Origin of the sequence: Kitasatospora papulosa (assembly GCF_000717245.1) — a bacterium.
In the GTDB taxonomy this organism is placed as follows: Bacteria; Actinomycetota; Actinomycetes; order Streptomycetales; family Streptomycetaceae; genus Streptomyces; species Streptomyces papulosus.
This window is the reverse complement of sequence record NZ_JNYQ01000009.1, coordinates 1-19,611: the sequence shown is the minus strand read 5'-3', so window position 1 is coordinate 19,611 and position 19,611 is coordinate 1. Positions and strand designations below refer to the sequence as shown.

The window sequence follows — 19,611 nt, the reverse complement described above, 5'->3', positions numbered from 1 at the left end:
CGCTGTCAGTGGCGGGTGCCATGATCCACGGCATGGACCCCATCCGTTTCTCCGCCGAGGTCGACGCCCGTCCGTGGGCCGCCCTCACCCACGCCTACGGCAGTGCCGCCGATGTGCCCGACTGCCTGCGGGCGCTGGCGGGGGAGGACGACGAGAAGGCCGCGGAAGCCCTCTCCGAGCTGTACGGCAGCATCCTGCACCAGGGGTCGGTGTACGAGGCCACGGCACACGCCGTGCCGTTCCTCGCACGGACAGCCGCCGCCGGGGTCCGGGCCGCGGACGTCCTCGCCTTCCTCGGCGGCATCGCGGAGAGCGGCGCCGACGACGGGGACGGCGACGAGGCCGCCGCCCGTCGTGCCGTGACCGCCGAACTTCCGCTGCTGCTGGCGTCGGTGGAGGCCGAGGACAGCGACGTACGCCAGGCGGCGGCCTGGGCCGCCGCCATGACCGGCGCGGCCGACGAGGCGTACGGGACGCTCCGTGACCGCTTCGCGGTGGAGACCGATCCGCAGGTCCGGGCCGAACTTCTGGGGGGTCTGGTCCACCTGGATCCCGCGCGTGCGGCCGCCCTCGCCACCGCGGCCACCGGACCCGGCGAGCCGGCCGAGGTCCGTGTCGCAGCCCTGATGGGATGCGTGGACGCCGGTGCGGACTGGGGACCCGGCCACCACGACGCCATGCTCGCGCTGCTGCCCGCCGACCCCCTGGTCACCGGCCGTGTCGACCTCGACCGCAGCGAGCCCCTCCAGTACGTCGTCTCGTCCCTGCTGCTGCGGAACACCCCCGCGGACCGGGAGGGCGCGTACGCGCTGCTGGCCGCCGCGCTGCGCACCGGGCGGCCCGAGGTGCTCGCCGAGGCCGCCTGGGCCTCCGAGTCCGCCGTGCAGATCTCGCGCAGTGCGCGGGAGCGGCTCGCGGGCCCGCTGTGCGACGCGGTCCTCCGGGACCCGGAGATCACCGAGGCGGTGCTGCCGCTCCTCCGGCTGCTCGGCGGACACGCGGCCCAGGCCGGTCCCGTGCTGGCGGAGATGGCCGCGCGGGACGACGACCGGGCGGACCAGGCACTCGCGGCGCTGGTCTACGTCGATCCCGGGCTGGCCGTGCCGCTCCTGGCCAGGGATCTGGCCCGCCGGCCCCGGGCCCTCGACGCCGCCTGCGGGGGAGCGTTCGGCACACCCCGTGTGCCCTGCGACGCCGACCTGCTCGCGGCCGTGCGCGCCCGGCTGGCCGAGCCCGGCGCGCTCGGTGGCCAGGAGCCCTACCGCTTCGCGGCACTGCTGGAGTCATGGGGGAGCGAGGCCGCGTCCGCGCTGCCCGACGTGCTGGCCGCGCTCGGGACGTTCCCTCAGCAGATGACGAGGGCGCTGGCCGTGGTCCGCACCCCCGAGGACCGGGCGGCGGCCGGCGAGGCCCTGCGCGGGGAAGCCCGCTCGGGGCGGCGGGAGGGAAGACTCGGCGCGGCCGAGGCCCTCCACGAACTCACCGACGAGGCCGAGCCCCTGCTGACCGTGCTGGCCGAGCGGCTGGAGGACGGCGACCCGCACGGGAGGCGGGAGGCCGCGTCGCTCGCCGCCGGCCTCGGGCCACGCGCGGCGGTCCTGCTGCCCGCGCTGTCCGCTGCCGTGAGCGACCCCGCCGCGGACCGCACCACCCCGGAGCTCGACGCCGACATCGCCGTCGCGGAGGCGCTGTGGCGGATCGCGGGCCGGGCCGAGGAGGCCGTCGACCTGCTGCGGGGCCCGCTGTCCGGGGCCGGACCGAGCTGGATGCGGTGGACGGTTTCCCGGGCCGCCCGCGTCGCCGCGCAGCTCGGTGACGCGGGCCGGCCCCTCACGGAGGCGCTGCTGCGGCTGCTGCCCGAACCGGTCCAGACACCGGTGGCCGTGCTGGCCCTGTGCGCCGTCGCCCCGGAGACGCTGGACGGGCCAGTGACAGCGGGGCTGCTGCTGGACTCGGTGGAACAGGACGCCGACCCCTTCACGGCGCTGGACGCGCTGATCGGACTCGGCCCGGCGGCGATGACCGGAGGCCACCGCCGCCGTCTGACCGAGCTGGCCGAGCGGGATCTGCGCGTCACGGCCTCGCGCGTGGAGGGGACGACCGCGTCCGCGGACGAACGCTTCCAGGAGCGGGCGCGCGAGGTGCTCCGGGCGCTCCGGGAACCGGGCGAAGGGGCCTGAGCCGAGGGCGCCGAGCCCGGAGAGCCGGTTCCGGCGGCGCGGGGAGGGCGACCGGGGGCCGTCAGCCGCCCGGCCGCCAGTCCGGCCGGCGCCCGCTCAGCGCGATCACCCTGTCGACCAGCGGGGCGTCGCCCGGCACCGGGACCGGTGGACCGAAGATCGCGTCGGGGCCGGACCTGTCGTCGTCCCCGGGTGCCAGCAGCGCCTCCGAGGAACGCAGGCTCGCCTCGTCCGCCCGGAACTCCTGCCCCGTGGATCTGGCCAGGTCCCAGCCGTGCACGACCAGCTCGTTGCGCGCCACCAGCCCGGCGACCTGCCCGGGCAGCTCCACGCCGCCGGCCCGGGTCATGCCCTCCAGCGCGTCCGGGGACCGCCAGGCCGCGACCAGCTCGTCCAGCAGGGGAGGCAGCGCCGTGCGCCAGTCCTCGGGCAGTACCGGCAGGGCCGCCGTCGGAGGGGTGCCGGTCGTCGGGCCGGACTTCTTGTGCGCCGCGTCGCGGAAGGCGACGGTCAGCCCCAGGATGTGCCCCAGCAGCTCCCGTACCGAGTAGTCCGGGCAGGGGGTCGGGCCGGCCAGCTGCCGGTCGTCGACGGCTCCGATCAGTTCGCGGATCGGCCGCGCGGCCGGCTCCAGGTCGAGACCGGGCGTGGTTCCGTCAGAAGTGTCCATATCCTTCAGACCCTTCCCGCGGCCGGAACTCATCGCCGCCGGGCGTGCTTCCGCGCGTCCGGAACCCGTCGCGGACATCGCGGAGCGTTCCCGTCCACCCCCTTGTCGGGGACCCCGCCCACGTGGCATATAGGTCTGGACCATTGCTGTCGGACGGAAGGCATCACCGTGCAACGCCCCCACGTACGCACCGCGTCGGCCTGCTCCGCCGCGCTGCTCCTCGCCGCGCTGACCGTGTGCGGCGCATCAGCGGAAGCGGACACCGAGAAGCCGGCGGCCCCCGAGGGAGTGACGGCGCAGGCCGGCAGCGCCACCTCCGTACACGTCATGTGGGAGCGGTCCACGGACGACGAGGGCATCACCGGCTACGACGTCTACCGCGAGGGCGAGAAGGCCGCCTCGGTGGACGCGGCGAAGCTCATGACCGACGTCGGAGGTCTCACCGCCTCGACGGCGTACACCTTCACGGTCAGGGCCCGGGACGCCGCCGGGAACCGGTCCGAGCCGAGCGCCGCCGTCCCCGTCACCACACCCGCGGCCGCACCCGCGGACAAGGAACCGCCGAGCGGGCCGACGGCGCTGCGGGGCAGGGCCGACAGCGGCCGGACGGTCTCCCTGTCCTGGGGCGGCTCCACGGACGACGTGGGAGTCACCTCCTACGACATCTACCAGGAGGACTCCAGGATCCACAGCGTCTCCGGCACGCGGACCACGGCCCGCCTGACCGGGCTGCGGCCCGGCACCGTGTACACCTTCACCGTCCGCGCCCGCGACGCGGCCGACCGCTCCTCACCCGACAGCAACGCGCTCGACCTCACCACCCCGTCCGCGCCGGGCGCCCCCGCGAGCACCGCGCCCACCGGGCTGCGGACGGAGACGACGGTGCGGGGCGAGGAGTCCCTGGTCGACCTCTCCTGGGACCAGCCGGACACCGGCGGAACGATTCCCGCCTACCAGCTGTTCCTGAACGGCAGGCTGACCACCACCATCGTCTGGGGCGGTACGCCGCCCGAAGGCCGCGCGACCTACCGGCTCACCCTGACCGACCCGCCCGGCACCCGCTACTCGCTCAAGATCCGGCCCAAGCTCCCCGACGGGAAGTGGGGCGACTTCTCGGCCCAGCGCACGGTGGTCCTGCCCGGCTGACGGCCCCTCACCCCGGCGGTGTCGCCGGGGCCGTGGAGGAAGAGAGGACGGGCGCCCGGGGTGGGACCGCGCCTCAGGCGGCGAGCGCGGCGGGCTCTCCGAGCCGTGTGGCGGCCGTCCGCCAGGCGGCCGTCACCGCGGTGCGGGCCCGCTCGGTCCGGTCGATGCCCTCCGCCGACAGATCCAGCGGTGCTCCGATGTGCACGTGCAGGTCCGGCCGGCGCAGCGGCGCCGTGAACAGGCCCGCGAGCTGCTTGGGCACGCTTCCCGAGGTCACCCGGCGTGCGCCGGCCTGGCCGACCGGAACCACCGGGGCCCCGCTTTTCCGGGCGAGCCGTGACAGGCCGCTGCGGAAGGCCTCGGGAGCCGCTTCCGCCGCGTCCGTGCGGCGCGGGAGGCCGCCCTCGGCGTAGATGAGGACCAGCCGTCCGCGGCCGAGCGCCTCCACGGCTTCGTCCAGGGCGTCCGCCGCGCGCCGGTCGCCGCGGTGGACGGGGATGTGTCCCTCCCGCGCGAGCGCACCGCCGAGTACCGGGACACGCCACAGTCCGGCGGCCGCCATCACGACCGGACGGGCCCCGAGGCGGTGCAGTGCGGCGAGCACGACGGCGGGGTCGGCGAGCGAGGTGTGGTTCGCGGCGATGATGCTGCCCGGGGCCAGCACGGCGCCCGCGTCGGCCGTGACCGTGAGGCGGCCGAAGGCGGGTACCAGGACGTCGGCGAGGCGGCTGAGCATGTCAGGACTCCTGAACTCGATCTGATGGCGGTCTTCATCCTCGGCCGGGGAACCGCCCGGAGCCTGAGTAGCCGCACTCATCCTCCCCGGTGCGGTGCCCACGCCGAAGGTGAGGGCAGCGGCCGTCCTACGTGACGCGCACCGTCTCGATCCACGGGGGAGGGGCCGGGGCGGACGGGCCGACGAGGGCGGCGACGAGCCGGCAGGAGGGGGTCTCGTCGGGCCACGGGGTCAGTCCGTCCGTCAGCACGACCACGACGGACGGGCGTTCCGGTCCCGCCAGGGCCGCGGCGATCCCCACCCGCATGTCGGTGCCACCGCCCCCGCCCAGCGTGATCTGCCCGGTGGCCGTCACCCGGGAGACCGCCTGGACGTCGGCGTCGCAGGCCAGGACCGTCACCCGGTTGCCCCGGACACCGACCTCGCGCAGCACGCCCGTCACCTCGCCGAGCGCGGCGGCGATCTCGGTCTCGCCCATCGAGCCCGAGGTGTCGATGACCACCGCCACCCTGGGCAGCGGGCGCCGCAGGCTCGGCAGCACGATCCCGCGCAGCGCCGCGCTCCGGCGGGACGGCCGGCGGTACGTGTAGTCGATAGCCCCGGAGGCCCAGGCTGCCGCGTCCCGCACGGCGCCCGCGAGCGCCCGCCGCCAGTCGACCGTGGGTTCGAGGACCTCGTCCGCCCAGCGCTTCCAGCCGCCGGGAAGGGCTCCCCTGGCGCGTGCGTGCGCGCGCATCGCCTCCGCGGTGTGGCGCCGCAGCGCCTCCGCCTCGACCGCGCCGACGCCCGCCGGACCCGCGCGGTCGCCCGACTCCCAGTCGGACGGCTGCCCGTGGGCGCCCGACCCGCAGTCGTGGGTGACGGGGGAGGGCGGCAGCGCGGGCAGGTATGCCTCGAACAACTGCCCCTCCGGAAGGCCGAAGAGGCGCGGCTCCATCCGTCCCGCCGGCAGGGGGAGACCGTCGGCTATCAGGTCGTCGTTGATCTCGCAGTCCTGTGCGACGTTCACCCGGTGCCGGTCGCGCCGGTCGGCCGGGGGCAGCAGTTCCGCCCGCCCGTGGTGGTCGCGCAGGAGATGCGCCACCTCGTGCACCCACACCGCCGCCAGCTCCGCCACCGGCGTCCGGTCGACGAACCCGGGCGAGACGTAGCAGCGCCAGTACCGGTCCACGCCCATGGTCGGCACCTCGTCGCTCGCCACCACCGTGAGGGCGTACAGGGCCGAGGCCAGGTACGGGCGGTCGGCGGCCGCACGGTAGCGCGCCGCGAGCAGCTTCGTGGTGTCCAGTTCAGTCGCCCCGAGGAAGGGCCCCGGACTGCCGCAGCAGGTCCAGGAAGCCGTCGATGCCCGGCGGCACCGGCCAGTCGAGGTTCCGCATCGCGGCGAGGTCCACGGCCGCCCGGGCGGCCACGTCCGGGACACCGGCGTCGACGGCCTTGGCGAGCACGGCCCACCCCGCTTCCCAGCGCTCCCTGGTCAGGTCGCCCTGCACCGCGGCGACGACCGCGATCAGGAAGGCGAGCTGCCGGTCCCCGCGCCCCGGCAGCGCGAACGCGTCCGGGTCCGCGAGCACCCGGTCGGGGTCGGGCAGGTCGAGGTGTTCCAGGTAGGACAGCAGCTCGATGCCCGCACCGTCCCCGACCGCTCCGGTGAGGACGGACGCGACGGCCTCCCGCCCTGCGCCTGCCGCGTAACCGGTGGCCAGCAGCCGCAGTGCCATGTCCCAGGTCCTCGGGGACGGCCATGCGCGGCCCCGGCTCTCCGCGTCGGCCGGCATGTGGTGGACCAGGCCGGGACGTGCCGTCAGGAACCCGGAGACCGCCCCCCTGGCCCGCGCCGCCGCACCCGGCACCCGGGCCGGGTCGACGACCGGTACACCCAGTGCGGGCCAGGTCCCCGCCATGCCGCGGGCGACGGTGCGCGGGTCGTGCGTCCACGGGAGGTGGACGAAGCGGTTGGCCAGCGGCGGGCTGAGGTGCCACCCGTCGGCCGCGCTCGACGGAGGGTTGGCCGCCGCCACGACGCGTACGGCCTCCGGCAACCGCAGGCTGCCCACCCGCCGTTCGAGCACGACCCGCAGGAGCGCCGCCTGCACGGCGGGCGGCGCCGACGACAGCTCGTCGAAGAAGAGGAGCCCCTGGCCGGTACGGGCGAGCCGGACCGCCCAGTCCGGCGGCGCCATCGGCACCCCGGTCACCGCCGGGTCGTCCCCCACGACCGGCAGCCCGGCGAAGTCCGACGGCTCGTGGACACTCGCGATGACCGTCTCCAGTTCGAGCCCCAGACCGGCTGCGAGCTGCTCCATACCGGCGGACTTGCCGATCCCGGGCTCGCCCCACAGCAGCACGGGCTGATTGGCCGTCACCGCCAGTGCCAGTGCCTCCAGTTGAGGGCTCAGGGCGGGCTCGGTACGGGTGGTGCGCAGGCGGCGGTTGAGCTCGTCGGCCGCCTCCAGCGGTCCCGGCGCGACGGAGGCCGACCGGATGGTGGTGCTCACTGTTCCTCGTCCTCCGTGGCTTCGGGGAACCACTTGTCGTACCAGGCGGACCCGATGCCCGGGTGCTCCCTCTCCACGCGCTCCGCGAGGAAGGCGAGGTCCTCGCGCTTGTACCGGCGGACCAGCTGGGACAGCGACAGCTCGGTCGCGTCGGTCACGTCGATCCGCGCCCCGGCGTCGAGCAGCGCGCGTACCAGGGCGGCGGAGCCCCTCTCGCTCACCGCGACGCCCAGCGGGGTCCGTTCCAGGTGGTCCCTGGCCTCCAGATCGAGGCCCGCCGCCAGGAGTCCCGGCAGCAGGGCCTCGTGATCCAGCAGGGGCAGGACGTGCAGGAGACCCCGCCGCCTCGCGTCCTTCACCCGGAGGTCCACACCGGCGGCCATCAGCTCCAGGACCGCGGGGGTGTCCCCGTGCTGGGCGTGCAGGAAGAGTTCGCGGACCTGTGCGCGCAGCTCCTTCGGAAGCCGCCCCGTGCCGGACGTGCAGGAGTGCTCCACGGCGAAGCAGCCGGAGACGGCCCCGCCGAAGGCCCGCATGGCACGCTCGCGCTGCCGTTCCTCCTCGGTGTGCGGGGAGCGGAGCGCGCCGTCCCGGAACACGACCTCGTGCCACTCGCCCCGGCACCTCACCCGCACGGGGCGCGGCGCCGAAGGCCCAGGGGGCCCGAACGGCCCTTCGAGGGCGGGGAACAGGGCCCGGGCGACCAGCGGATGGAGCCACCGCGGCGGCATGGCACCGGTCCTCAGCAGGTCGAGGTCGGGAAGACGGCGCCAGGCCGCCTCCGGGAGCCGTGCGGCCACCGCGTCAGGGTTCTCCCTCTCGACGGCACGGGCCCGCAGCCGCCCACCCGTGCTGTGGTCCGTGAGGTCGAACAGGACGTGGATCCGCCAGCCGACGGCGACCAGGAAGTGCTCCCTGCCGATCGTGGCGGTCGCGCGCCGCACCGCCGCCTCCAGGCGGGGGATGTCGAGCGCCATCCTGCGTACGCTCTCCTCGACGTCCGCGCCGCGCCACGACCGTCGGGACGGCGGCAGGACCGGATCCCACGCGATGCCGGCGGCGGCGAAGGCGTCTGCGACCCGGCCCTCCTGGAGGAGCTGTGTCACCCGCTCCGCCCGGGCCGCCGCGTCATCGGCCGCCGCGAGTTCCTGCGGCGTCAGCGGCGTACCGTCGTCGTGGAAGAAGGGAATCCGGCCGGCGGCGCCTACGGCCTCCCGGAGACCGTCGGTGTGCCTCGCGTCCCACAGCCACCGATCGGCCCGCCAGTCCTCGGTGCCGGCGCCGAAGACGCCGGGCGCCTCTTCGCCGGGCACGGCACCGAAACGCAGCACGAGCCGCTGCGGCCCGTCGAACATCGGGGGCGTACGCAGATGCAGATACGGCGCGAGGGGCAGCCCGTCCGCGTAGCCGGCCAGGACCACGGTGCGGTCGGTGGCGATCGTCGAGCGGCCTCCGAGCAGCCGGGGCAGGTGCCAGTGCACCAGGTCGGGTACCAGATGGCGCAGGTCCGAGGCGAGAGCTCCGGCCACCCGCGCACCGTACGCGGCGGTCACCTCCGCGAGGTCGAACGCGGGGTCGACGCCGGCCGCCGCGAGGGCGCCGCGCCAGTCACCGGCCAGTCGCCGCTCCGTCGCCCGCTCGATCATCCCGCGCGGCACGGCGTACCGGCGGGTCCTGAGCAGGCTCGACGCCTCCTCCGCCTCTAGGACACCGTTCGTGGACCGGGGCCTCACCGGTAGACGCTCCGTATCGCCCGGAGGTCCGCGTGGGCGCCGGTGTCGGGCCGCAGCCGCGTGGCGAAGGACCGCTTGACCCTGCGGGGCAGCCCGGGGCCGAGACCGACGTACTCCAGCCGCGAATCCGCTCCGACGGCGCCCAGGAGTTCCTTCGCGCCCCGGCCGGTCAGGCCCGTGTGCGCCAGTTCGAGGCGGCGCAGGGGGCTGCCGGGCAGGGCGGCGGCCAGCGCGTGCGCCCCCGCGTCGCCGGTGGCGTTGCCCGTCGCCCCGAGGCTGCGCTCGGACATCGGGCGCCCGAGGTCCAGCGCCTCGATCCCGCCGAGGGCGTCCGCCAGCGCGTTCGCCCCGGCCGGCCCGATCCCGTTGCCGCCGAGGCCCAGACGCACCGGACGCGCCGGGTCCGCCGCGGCGGCGAGCAGGGAGGCCCCCTCGTCGCCGAGGTGGTTGGCCGGCAGATACAGCTCCCGCACCCCGGCGTCACGCACGAGCGCCGCGAGCAGCGGGGCGGCCTCCGGGCCGAACCCGTTGCCGCCGAGGAACAGCCTCTCCACGGGCCGCTCGCGCCTGGAGAGCACGCCGAGCAGGGCCTTCAGACCGGCCGTCGTGATCCCGCTGTTGACGAGGTCGAGGGTGCGCAGGACGGTGTCGCCGGCCAGCATCGGCACGAGCGCCCGCACACCCGCGTCGCCCAGGGGGTTGCGCTTGAGCCACAGGGCCCGGACCGTGCCGTCCCCGGCGAGCGCCCCGGCGAGTGCGGCGGCGCCCTCGGCCCCGATGCGGTTGCAGCCGAGATAGACCGTCCGCAGCCCGTGGCCGCCCTCCCGCAGGGTGTCCGCGACCGAGCGGGCCCCCTCGTCGCCGAGGGAGTTGGTGCCGAGCAGGGCGTGTACGGCGTGCGGCGAGCCGGCGAGCGCGGGCATCACCCCGGCCGCACCGGCCGGCCCGAGCCCCTGCTTGCAGAGATCGACACGTCCGTCACCCCGCAGGGTCCCCAGCGGGAACACCTCGTCCGCCCCGACCGGCCGCTCCACCGCGAGCCGCCTCAGCAGCGGCTCCAGCAGGGCGGGGTCGGCGAGCGGGATGTCAGGGTGCTCGATCGCCGGGCAGCGCACGGGCATCGGCTGCGACATCACAACTCTCCAGTCCCTTGCCGGTACTCCGGCCGCGGAGGACGACCACGCCCAACCGCCCACCCGGCGTGCCGACGCCATCCCTCCGAGAAAAGGTGGCAAGACCGACCGGATTCGAACCGGCGTCCTCCAGCTTGATGCGTGGGCGCGACGACCTCTGCGCTACAGCCTTGCCACGCGTGATCATAGCGGCGGCCGGCTCGAAATCGCACGCCAGTACGCTGGTTGCGGGTATGCCCGGTGCGCCCCGGGAGGCCCCGCCCTCGGTGGCCCCTCCACCCGCGTGGCGCGCCGGCCGCCCACCGCACGTCCGTGAGACCGAGAGGGAAGTCCGTTGAGCGCCGGCAGCTACTACGAACCCGTCGACACCCACCGCTACAAGCCCACCGTGCACGCCGGCGGTGCCTGGGACCCGGACGAGCAGCACTTCAGCCCTCTCGGCGGCCTCGTCGTGCACGCCGTCGAGCGGCACCTGGCCGACCGGCCCGGGACCGGCTTGATCATGTCCCGGATCAGTTTCGACATCCTCGGCCGGCTCGCCCTCGACGAATGCGAGATCCGTGTCGAGACGATCCGGCCCGGCCGCACCATCGAACTCCTCGAAGCCGTCGCACTGATCGCCGGCCGCCCGGTCGTCAGGGCCCGCATCTGGCTCCTGGCCTCCGGCGACACCACCGCCGTCGCCGGGGGCGACACCGGCCCCCTCCCGGCTCCCGACACCCTCGCGTCCTGGCCACTGGCCTCCGAGTGGCCCGGCGGCTACATCAGGTCCCTGGACGTCCGTCCGGTCTCACCCCCGCGGCCGGGGCGGGCCGTCGCCTGGATCTCCACCGGCCTGGACCTCGTGGCCGGTGAGCGGAGCAGCCCGCTCGCCTCGTACGTCGCGCTGGTCGACACCGCCAACGGGATCGCCGTACGGCAGCCGCCCACCGCCTGGATGTTCCCCAACGTCGATCTGACCATCCACCTCCACCGGCGGCCCGGAGGACGGTGGACCGGCCTCGACACCTCGGTCACCTTCGGCCCCGACGGGAGCGGTGTGACGAGCACCGTCCTGCACGACACGGCGGGCCCCGTCGGGCACGCCCAGCAGATCCTCACCCTGCGCCCGATGCCTTCCTGAGCGGTCGCGCGCCCGACGCCCGCACGCACGGAGGCGCCGCGCCCCGTCCGGTGAGGACGGGGCGCGGCGCCTCCGTTCCGGTCAGCCCAGCTGCTCGTACGCCGGCAGCGTCAGGAAGTCCGCGTAGTCCTGGTCCAGCGAGACCTGGAGCAGGAGGTCGTGGGCCTGCTGCCACTTGCCGGCCTCGAAGGTCTCGTCGCCGATCTCCGCGCGGATCGCGGCCAGTTCCTCGGCGGCGACCTTGCGGGCGAGGTCCGCGGTGGCGTGCTCGCCGTTCTCGAAGACCACGTCCGCGTTGATCCACTGCCAGATCTGCGAGCGGGAGATCTCGGCGGTGGCCGCGTCCTCCATCAGGTTGAAGATGGCGACCGCGCCCATGCCCCGCAGCCACGCCTCGATGTAGCGGATGCCGACGGCGACGGCGTTGCGCAGCCCGTCGTAGGAGGGCTTCGCGTCCAGGGTGTCGATGGCGATCAGGTCGCCCGCCGCCACCGAGACGTCCTCGCGCAGGCGGTCCTTCTGGTTCGGCTTCGCGCCCAGGACCGCGTCGAAGGACGCCATCGCGATCGGCACCAGGTCCGGGTGGGCCACCCAGGAGCCGTCGAAGCCGTCGCCGGCCTCGCGGTCCTTGTCCGCCTTGACCTTCTCGAAGGCCACCTTGTTGACCTCGGCGTCGCGCCGCGAGGGGATGAAGGCCGCCATGCCGCCGATGGCGTGCGCGCCGCGCTTGTGGCAGGTGCGGACGAGGAGTTCGGTGTACGCCCGCATGAACGGGGCGGTCATCGTCACCAGGTTGCGGTCCGGCAGGACGAACTTCGAGCCGCCGTCACGGAAGTTCTTCACGATGGAGAAGAGGTAGTCCCAGCGGCCGGCGTTCAGCCCGGAGGCGTGGTCGCGGAGCTCGTAGAGGATCTCCTCCATCTCGTACGCGGCGGTGATCGTCTCGATCAGGACGGTCGCGCGGACGGTGCCCTGCGGGATGCCGACGTAGTCCTGGGCGAAGACGAAGATGTCGTTCCAGAGGCGGGCCTCCAGGTACGACTCCGTCTTCGGCAGGTAGAAGTACGGGCCCTTGCCGAGGTCGATCAGCCGCTGCGCGTTGTGGAAGAAGTAGAGGCCGAAGTCGACCAGCGCGCCGGGCACCGGGGTGCCGTCGAGCTGGAGGTGCCGCTCGTCGAGGTGCCAGCCGCGCGGACGCGTGACGACGGTCGCGAGCTCCTCGGCGGGCTTCAGCGCGTAGGACTTGCCCGACCTCGGGTCGGTGAAGTCGATGTTCCGGGTGTAGGCGTCGATCAGGTTGAGCTGGCCGGTGACGACGTTCTCCCACGTGGGGGCGGACGCGTCCTCGAAGTCGGCGAGCCAGACCCTGGCGCCCGAGTTCAGGGCGTTGACGGTCATCTTGCGGTCGGTCGGGCCCGTGATCTCCACCCGGCGGTCGTCCAGCGCGGCCGGGGCCGGGGCGACCTTCCAGGTGTCGTCCACGCGGACCGCTTCCGTCTCCGGCAGGAAGTCCAGCGTGGAGGTGCGGGCGATCTCGGCGCGGCGTTCGCCACGGCGGGCGAGCAGCTCGTCGCGCCGGGGCGTGAACCGCCGGTGCAGCTCGGCCACGAACGCGAGGGCCGCATCGGTCAGGACCTCGTCCTGCCTCGGCAGGGGCTCGGCATCGACGATGGCCAGCGGGGACGGCGCTGGTGCGGACATGAGCTGTCACTCCTTCAGCGGGTGGTACGACGGCGTCCACGGCCGCCGGGTCGCCCGGGACGGCACGGGATGCCAGGGCTCCGGGATACGGCCATGGGCACCGCCGAGGACCGGAAGCGGAACCATGGGCTTCTGATCAGTGGATATTAGTTTCCTCATGGTGGAAGTTCAATGGTTTGTTGATGTCGAGATTCTCCGGGTCGAGGGACGCGCCGTCACGGTGGCGCGGCGTGCCAGGTCCGATACGTTCCGTTCACTCCAGGTGTCTCAGGTCCGCCGCCGTGTCGATGTCGTGTGCCCGCGCGACGTCGGAGCACTCGACGAGCGTGATCGCGTCGCGGTGCGCCCGCAGGTAGGCCCGTGCCCCCTGGTCCCCGACCGCGCCCGCCGCGACGGCCTCCCAGTGGTCCGCCCCGAACAGCACGGGGTGCCCGCGCTCCCCGTCGTACGCGGCGGCGGCCAGACTCGACCGCGAGCGGTACGCCGAGCGGACGCGGGCCACCGCCTCCGCACCGATGCCCGGCTGGTCCACCAGGAGGGCGAGTGCGGCGTCCGCGTCCGAACCGGAGAGGGAGGCGAGTCCCGCCCGGAGCGAGGAGCCCATGCCCTCCTCCCACGACGGGTTCACCGTCACCTCGCACGCGGAGAGTTCGGCCAGTTCCCCCACCTCCTCGGCCGCCGCGCCCAGGACGACGTGGACGGGGCCGCACCCGCCGTTGCGCAGCGCGCGCACCGCGTGCTCGACGAGGGGGCGGCCGCGGTGTTCCAGCAGGGCCTTCGGCCGCCCGCCGAGACGACGGCCGCCACCTGCGGCGAGCAGGACACCGGCGACCACGGGGATCCGTTGTGTGTGAGCCATGTGCCCTGGATACCACCGCCGGATCCGCACCGGCGGATTGATTGTCACCCCTCAGGGGTACCCTCGTTCCTTGTCCGCACAGTGGCGCACGCCACCTCTGACGGCGCTGATCCGCGGACGTCCCCGGGCACTTGACCACCGACCGGGGGCAGTTCGAAGCCGGCACAGCGGCGTGCGAGGGGGAGTGCTTTGTTGCGAAGCGTGGGGCGGGAGCGGTTGACGGGAAGCGGCGAGGACCCGAGGGTGACGGAGCTGCGTACGGCTGTCTCACGACTGCGCCGCGAACTCGCCGGACACCCCGCCGAGTTCCCGGACCGGGGGATCGCGGAGGACGAGCTGGCGGCTCTGGACGCCATGGCGGCGGGAGGGCGGCCCGAGAGCCCCCGGCTGCGGCGTTCGCTGCTGCTCGTCGCGGGGGCGATCGGCTCGGTCAGCGCGCTGTCGCCCGGCCTGCGGGACGTGCGGAGCGCCGTCGACCTGTTCGGGGAGCCACCGCGCCGCCCCTGAGGTCAGCGGCGGATCAGCCGGCGCGCGGTGGCGGCGGCGACGGCCGAGGTGCGTGAGTCGACGCCCAGCTTGGCGTAGATGTGCACCAGATGGGACTTCACCGTCGCCTGGCTCAGGAAGAGCCGCTTGCTGATCTGCTGGTTCGACAGGCCCTCGCCGACCAGTTGGAGGACTTCCAGCTCGCGTCTGGTCAGGGCCTGGGCGGGCGTGCGCATCCGGTCCATCAGACGGTGGGCGACCGCCGGGGCGAGGGCGGAGCGGCCCGCGGCGGCCGTGCGGACGGCCGCCGCCAGCTCCTCGGGCGGGGCGTCCTTGAGCAGATAGCCGCCTGCCCCCGCCTCGACGGCGGCCAGGATGTCCGCGTCCGACTCGTACGTGGTGAGGATCAGGACGCGCGGTGCGTCCGCCGCCGCCGTGATCGCCGCCGTGGCCTCCGACCCGTGCATCCCCTCGCCGAACTGCAGATCCATCAGGACGACGTCGCAGGCACCGGTCGCGGCGAGGGCGACGGCCCGCTCCGCCGTGGCCGCCTCGGCGACGATCTCGAAGTCCGGTTCGGCGTCGAGGACCGCGCGCAGGCCCGCCCGGACCACCGGGTGGTCGTCGGCCAGCAGCAGCCTGATCGGGGCGCTCATGCGACCGCCTCCTCTCCCTCGAAGAGCTTCCCGCCGCTCTCTCCCGCGACGGAACCGCGTTCCCCGGTGGAAGGCCCTGCGCCGGTGGCACGTCCCTCTCCGGGGGTACGCCCTTCCGCGGCGACCGGGAGCGGGAGGGTGGCAGCCAGTGCGGTGCCCTGCCCCGGCGCCGTCTCCACACTGAGCGTGCCGCCGAGCGAACGCGCCCGCGCACGCATGGCCGGCAGCCCGAAGCCCCCGCTCCCCGGGCTCCGCCGCCCCCGGTCCGTGGCACCCGGGTCGAAACCGCACCCGTCGTCCACGACGTCCAGGGACACCGATGTCTCCATGAAGCTGAGGGTGATCCCCGCGCGCCGCGCGCCCGCGTGCCGCACCACGTTGGCCAGCGCGGACTGCGCGGTGCGCAGCAGCGCCACCTCGTACGGGGTGGGCAGTCCCACCGGCGTACCGCTGACCGCGAACCGTACGGTGAGTTCCGGCGTCGAGGTGCGGGACGCCAGCCGGGACAGCGCCGCCGCCAGGGAGCCGTGCTCCAGGTCCGGCGGGCTCAGCGCCCGCACGAAGCGGCGGGCCTCGGCCAGGTTGTCCTGGGCGGCCTCACGGGCCCGGCGCACATGGGCGGTGGCCGGTGCGTCCACCGGGAGGGTGTGCTCGGCGGCCCGCAGCAGCAGCTGGATGCTGGACAGGCCCTGCGCGAGGGTGTCGTGGATCTCGCGGGCCAGCCGCTCCCGCTCCGCCAGCGTGCCCGCGGCACGCTCCGCCTCGGCCAGCTCCGCCCGTGTGGACACCAGCTCCTCGATGAGCTCACGACGCCGCTCGCTCTCGCGGAACAGCGCGTCGTAACCGAGTACGGTCGCGACGGCGACCGCCGCCCCGAGCAGCGGGCCGATGAACGTGCCCGGGGTGACCGCCTGGTGGTGGAGCACGAAGCAGGCGATGGCGGCGGCGGCGGTGACCACCACGGCGGGCAGCCCCCGTCGCACCGGCAGCAGGTGCAGCTGCAGGAAGTACAGCGGGAAGGCCACCCAGAGGGCATCCGGCGACAGGACGAGCAGGGCCAGCCACACGGCGCCCAGCGCCACGAGCCAGACCCCGGCGGCCCGGGTGTGCGGCTGCACGGACGGGGCCAGGGCGCCCGCGCCGTACAGCGCGGCCATCAGCCCGGCCAGGACGACGACCTCGGTGCCGCTCGTCGGGCGGAGCGCGGTGAGTGCCAGCAGTCCGACCAGCAGGGCGTGCAGACAGAGCCGCAGCGCGGTGGTGACGGGGGTGTGCGAACGCGAATCCATGGTCCGTCCAGCGTAGAGGCGCGAGGTGCGCGGCCGGTCAACCGAAGGATTGATGTCTCGGCCGTCCCGAGGGCGATGTCCGCGCGCGGCCGGGGGCCGAGCCTGGAGTCATGTTCGTCGCATGGAGAGATCTTCGGTTCGCAAAGGGCCGTTTCGCGCTCATGGGCACGGTCGTGGTGCTGATCACGCTGCTCGTGGGCCTGTTGTCCGGTCTGACGGCCGGGCTGGCCAGGGAGAACACCTCGGCCGTCACCGGGCTGGAGGCCGATCGCCTCGCGTTCGCCGCCCCGCCGGACGGCCGTCCGGTGTCGTTCACCGACTCCGCCGTGGGGGAGCGTGCCTGGCGGACCTGGGCAGGCCGGCCCGGAGTCACCGCCGCCGAGCCCGTCGGCATCCGGACGCTGGACGCCGCCACCGGTGACGGTCGCCGCACGGCCGCCGTCTCGGCGTTCGGTGTCCGGCCGGACGGTGGGCTCGCGCCCGGGACGGTGGCCACGGGCCGCGTGGTGCTCTCCCGGCCGGCCGCCGACGGCCTCGGTGCCGCACCCGGGGACACGGTGCGGCTCGGCGGCTCGGAGATGACCGTCGGCGCGGTCGCGGGCGACGCCTCGTACAGCCACACCCCGGTGGTGTGGACCTCGCTCGACGACTGGCAGCACCTCGGCGGGAGCGAGCGGGACCGACCGGACGGGGGGAGGGCCACCGTGATCGCGCTGAGCACGCACGGCGCCGACCTCGCCGCCGGTGACGAGGCGGCCGGCACGCGCACCCTGACCCTGGACGAATCGCTCACCGCGATCGGCTCCTACCAGGCGGAGAACGGCTCACTGCAGCTGATGCGGGGCTTCCTCTTCGCCATCTCCGCCCTCGTCGTCGGGGCCTTCTTCACCGTCTGGACCATCCAACGCGGCGCCGACGTCGCCGTGCTCAAGGCGCTGGGCGCCTCCACCCCGTACCTGCTGCGGGACGCCCTCGGGCAGGCCGTCGTGATGCTGGCGGCCGGAACCGGCGTCGGCACCGCGCTCGCCGCGGGCATCGGCGCGCTGCTCGGCGGCGGGGAGGGTGCCGTGCCGTTCGTCCTCGACGCGTCCACCGTCCTCGTGCCGGCCGCCGTCATGATCGTCCTCGGCGTGCTCGGGGCCGCCCTGTCCATCAGGCGGATCACCGCCGTCGACCCCCTCGTCGCACTCGGGAGCGCACGATGACCCTCACCCTCACCGACGTCACCCTCACCTACCCCGACGGCGGCACCCGGCTGACCGCTCTGGACCGGGTCTCCCTGCACGTGGCCGCGGGCACGCTCACCGCGGTCGTCGGGCCGTCGGGCTCGGGCAAGTCCAGCCTGCTCGCCGTCGCGGCGACGCTGGTCACCCCCGACCGGGGAAGGGTCGTCGTCGCGGGAACGGAAACCACCGGGCTCGGTGGGGCGGAGAAGGCCGCCCTGCGCAGGGAGCGCGTCGGCATCGTCTTCCAGCAGCCGAACCTGCTGCCGTCGCTGACCGCCGTGGAGCAGGTGCTGGTAATGGCGCACCTGTCCGCAGGACCGGCACGCGCCGCGCGGGCCAGGGCCCGGGAGCTCCTTGACGCGGTCGGTCTCGCCGACAAGGCCGACCGCAGGCCGCACGAACTGTCCGGCGGTCAGCGTCAGCGGGTCAACATCGCACGTGCCCTGATGAACGAGCCCGCCGTGCTGCTCGTCGACGAACCCACCAGCGCACTCGACCACGAACGGGGCGCCGCGGTCCTGGACCTGCTGGCCGCACTGACCCGCGAACGGTCGACGGCCACGGTCCTGGTCACCCACGACCGGGCGCATCTCGACCGCGTGGACGGGACGGTGACGATGCGGGACGGCCGGCTGACGGCCCACGCCCCGGCCTGAAGCCCCCTCGACGGTCCCGTCGTGTCCGTCGCCGGCCTCAGGCGGTCGGCCCGCTGCTCGCCAGGGCCACCGAGAGCTCCTTCGCGATCTCCTGGAGGATCGGCACGATCCGCTCGGTCGCGGTCTCCGTCACCCGGCCCGCGGGCCCGGAGATGGAGATGGCGGCCGAGGTGGGGGAGTCGGGCACCGACACCGCGAGGCAGCGGACGCCGATCTCCTGCTCGTTGTCGTCGACCGCGTAGCCCGCCCTCCGCACCTGTTCCAGGGCGTCGAGGAAACCGTCCGGCGTGGTGATCGTCTTCTCGGTGGCGGCCGGCATGCCCGTGCGGGCCAACAGCGCGCGTACCTCGTCCGCCGGGGTGTGCGCGAGGAGCGCCTTGCCGACACCGGTGGAGTGGGGGAGCACCCGTCGGCCGACCTCCGTGAACATCCGCATCGAGTGCTTCGACGGCACCTGGGCGACGTACACGATCTCGTCCCCGTCGAGCAGCGCCATGTTCGCCGTCTCACCGGTCTCCTCGACCAGGCGCTGGAGGTACGGCCGTGCCCAGGTGCCCAGGAGGCGGGAGGCGGACTCGCCGAGACGGATCAGCCGAGGGCCCAGCGCGTAACGACGGTTGGGCTGCTGGCGCACGTAGCCGCACACGACCAGGGTGCGCATCAGCCGGTGGATGGTGGGGAGCGGGAGTCCGCTGCTCGCGGAGAGTTCGCTGAGCCCGACCTCGCCCCCGGCATCCGCCATGCGCTCCAACAGGTCGAAGGCGCGCTCCAGGGACTGCACGCCGCCGCTGGGACCGGCGGGCTTGGAGTCGGATGTGCTGGCGTGGGACGGCGGCACGTCAACGGTCCTTTCGAAGCGGAGGCAAGGCAGCAGCCTACCGGGCTGTTCCCGATCGGCCCACTGCTCCCGGTGCGGCGTCCTTGCCGGTCAGGACCTGTTTTGTCCCGGTGTCGGCGCTCCGGCCCGTGTTCGGCCAGGAGCGCGGCGATGCCGTTCCTGGTCCATTCTACGTTCCGTCTGTCGAAAATGAACTTTTACTTCGTGGAAATATCCAAGAGGTGCCGGGTGTGCTCGACCGGTCGTCGCGCGGCGGAGGAGGGGTCTTGACGGGCGGCTTTGCCGAGTGAAGACTCCTTCAACAAATCGTTGAACCCGAGTGAAGGAGCACAGGTGCCCGGTGTGGACGTGAAGCTGGTACTCCGCGAGGGGGTGCTGCCGTACGACGCGGTGGTGCCGGCCGGGGCCCGTGTGGTGGATGTCGGTGGCGATGTGGTGATGCCGGGGCTGGTGGACACGCATGTTCATGTGAATGATCCGGGGCGTGCGGAGTGGGAGGGGTTCTGGACGGCTACCCGGGCGGCTGCGGCGGGGGGTGTGACGACGCTTTTGGACATGCCGTTGAATTCGTTGCCGCCGACGACGACGGTGGGGAATCTGCGGGTGAAGCAGGATGTGGCGCGGTCCAAGGCGCATGTGGATGTGGGGTTCTGGGGTGGTGCGCTGCCCGGCAACGTCAAG

18 protein-coding genes and 1 pseudogene are annotated in these 19,611 nt (G+C 74.2%); 7 read left to right on the top strand and 12 right to left on the bottom strand.

The annotated features are described in order from the left end of the window. The first annotated feature begins 32 nt into the window (after positions 1-32). A complete protein-coding gene (locus IA22_RS0122490) occupies positions 33-2,180 on the top strand; it encodes a hypothetical protein (protein ID WP_240798472.1) in 2,148 nt (715 codons plus the stop codon). A gap of 61 nt (positions 2,181-2,241) precedes the next feature. Here IA22_RS0122490 and IA22_RS0122485 read toward each other — a convergent pair whose 3' ends face one another. Further along, positions 2,242-2,850 carry a TIGR03086 family metal-binding protein gene (locus tag IA22_RS0122485; RefSeq protein ID WP_015579375.1) on the bottom strand — a complete coding sequence of 203 codons (609 nt, stop codon included), beginning with the start codon at positions 2,848-2,850 and terminating at the stop codon, positions 2,242-2,244. 168 nt (positions 2,851-3,018) lie between these two features. Here IA22_RS0122485 and IA22_RS0122480 point away from each other — a divergent pair, with 168 nt between their 5' ends. Then, positions 3,019-3,996: a fibronectin type III domain-containing protein gene (locus IA22_RS0122480; protein ID WP_030124641.1), complete on the top strand. Its 978-nt coding sequence runs from the start codon at positions 3,019-3,021 to the stop codon at positions 3,994-3,996. A gap of 73 nt (positions 3,997-4,069) precedes the next feature. Here IA22_RS0122480 and IA22_RS0122475 read toward each other — a convergent pair whose 3' ends face one another. The 6 genes and pseudogenes from IA22_RS0122475 to IA22_RS0122450 all read right to left on the bottom strand — a co-directional run bounded on the left by IA22_RS0122475 (position 4,070) and on the right by IA22_RS0122450 (position 10,268). After that, the gene (locus IA22_RS0122475; protein ID WP_014153171.1) at positions 4,070-4,732 is read right to left on the bottom strand and encodes a lysophospholipid acyltransferase family protein; all 663 of its coding nucleotides are present in this window, start codon (positions 4,730-4,732) and stop codon (positions 4,070-4,072) included. A gap of 127 nt (positions 4,733-4,859) precedes the next feature. After that, on the bottom strand, positions 4,860-6,020 hold the full coding sequence (locus tag IA22_RS0122470) for a vWA domain-containing protein (RefSeq protein WP_030124640.1): 1,161 nt from the start codon (positions 6,018-6,020) through the stop codon (positions 4,860-4,862). 1 nt (position 6,021) lies between these two features. Beyond that, positions 6,022-7,230 (bottom strand): AAA family ATPase, encoded by a 1,209-nt coding sequence (locus IA22_RS0122465; protein WP_014153169.1) that lies wholly within the window; start codon positions 7,228-7,230, stop codon positions 6,022-6,024. Further along, positions 7,227-8,963, bottom strand: a complete 1,737-nt coding sequence (locus IA22_RS0122460) for an ankyrin repeat domain-containing protein (protein ID WP_030124639.1) — start codon at positions 8,961-8,963, stop codon at positions 7,227-7,229. Before IA22_RS0122460 ends, IA22_RS0122465 begins: the two co-directional genes overlap by 4 nt. Continuing rightward, on the bottom strand, positions 8,960-10,096 hold the full coding sequence (locus tag IA22_RS0122455; RefSeq protein ID WP_030124638.1) for a leucine-rich repeat domain-containing protein: 1,137 nt from the start codon (positions 10,094-10,096) through the stop codon (positions 8,960-8,962). The genes IA22_RS0122460 and IA22_RS0122455 overlap by 4 nt, the downstream gene beginning before the upstream one ends. Before the next feature lie 96 nt (positions 10,097-10,192). After that, positions 10,193-10,268 (bottom strand): annotated as a pseudogene (locus IA22_RS0122450). A 162-nt stretch (positions 10,269-10,430) separates the two neighbouring features. On the opposite strand from IA22_RS0122450, the gene IA22_RS0122445 reads away from it, so the two are divergent. After that, positions 10,431-11,219, top strand: a complete 789-nt coding sequence (locus tag IA22_RS0122445) for a thioesterase family protein (protein WP_030124637.1) — start codon at positions 10,431-10,433, stop codon at positions 11,217-11,219. 81 nt (positions 11,220-11,300) lie between these two features. Here IA22_RS0122445 and aceB read toward each other — a convergent pair whose 3' ends face one another. Together aceB and IA22_RS0122435 are read right to left on the bottom strand one after the other, a co-directional pair. After that, positions 11,301-12,920 carry a malate synthase A gene (gene aceB, locus IA22_RS0122440; protein WP_030124636.1) on the bottom strand — a complete coding sequence of 540 codons (1,620 nt, stop codon included), beginning with the start codon at positions 12,918-12,920 and terminating at the stop codon, positions 11,301-11,303. A 253-nt stretch (positions 12,921-13,173) separates the two neighbouring features. Further along, positions 13,174-13,779: a nucleotidyltransferase family protein gene (locus IA22_RS0122435; RefSeq protein WP_030124635.1), complete on the bottom strand. Its 606-nt coding sequence runs from the start codon at positions 13,777-13,779 to the stop codon at positions 13,174-13,176. 189 nt (positions 13,780-13,968) lie between these two features. Between IA22_RS0122435 and IA22_RS0122430 the strand changes: the two genes are divergently transcribed. Beyond that, positions 13,969-14,286 (top strand): DUF5955 family protein, encoded by a 318-nt coding sequence (locus IA22_RS0122430; protein WP_014153163.1) that lies wholly within the window; start codon positions 13,969-13,971, stop codon positions 14,284-14,286. A 2-nt stretch (positions 14,287-14,288) separates the two neighbouring features. Here the strand turns inward: IA22_RS0122430 and IA22_RS0122425 are convergent, their stop codons facing one another. Then, the gene (locus IA22_RS0122425) at positions 14,289-14,921 is read right to left on the bottom strand and encodes a response regulator (protein WP_014153162.1); all 633 of its coding nucleotides are present in this window, start codon (positions 14,919-14,921) and stop codon (positions 14,289-14,291) included. Then, complete coding sequence (locus IA22_RS0122420) at positions 14,918-16,210, bottom strand: sensor histidine kinase (RefSeq protein ID WP_015579386.1); 1,293 nt, start codon at positions 16,208-16,210, stop codon at positions 14,918-14,920. Before IA22_RS0122420 ends, IA22_RS0122425 begins: the two co-directional genes overlap by 4 nt. Positions 16,211-16,320: 110 nt before the next feature. Between IA22_RS0122420 and IA22_RS0122415 the strand changes: the two genes are divergently transcribed. Both IA22_RS0122415 and IA22_RS0122410 read left to right on the top strand, forming a co-directional pair. Next, entirely contained in the window at positions 16,321-17,415 is a 1,095-nt protein-coding gene (locus tag IA22_RS0122415; RefSeq protein WP_030124633.1) for an ABC transporter permease, read from the top strand. After that, positions 17,412-18,092 carry an ABC transporter ATP-binding protein gene (locus IA22_RS0122410; protein ID WP_030124632.1) on the top strand — a complete coding sequence of 227 codons (681 nt, stop codon included), beginning with the start codon at positions 17,412-17,414 and terminating at the stop codon, positions 18,090-18,092. The genes IA22_RS0122415 and IA22_RS0122410 overlap by 4 nt, the downstream gene beginning before the upstream one ends. Positions 18,093-18,129: 37 nt before the next feature. Here IA22_RS0122410 and IA22_RS0122405 read toward each other — a convergent pair whose 3' ends face one another. Continuing rightward, a complete protein-coding gene (locus tag IA22_RS0122405; RefSeq protein ID WP_014153158.1) occupies positions 18,130-18,930 on the bottom strand; it encodes an IclR family transcriptional regulator in 801 nt (266 codons plus the stop codon). 333 nt (positions 18,931-19,263) lie between these two features. On the opposite strand from IA22_RS0122405, the gene IA22_RS0122400 reads away from it, so the two are divergent. Then, positions 19,264-19,611, top strand: a 348-nt coding sequence (locus IA22_RS0122400) for an amidohydrolase family protein (protein WP_421702124.1), incomplete at its 3' end; no start/stop codon positions are given.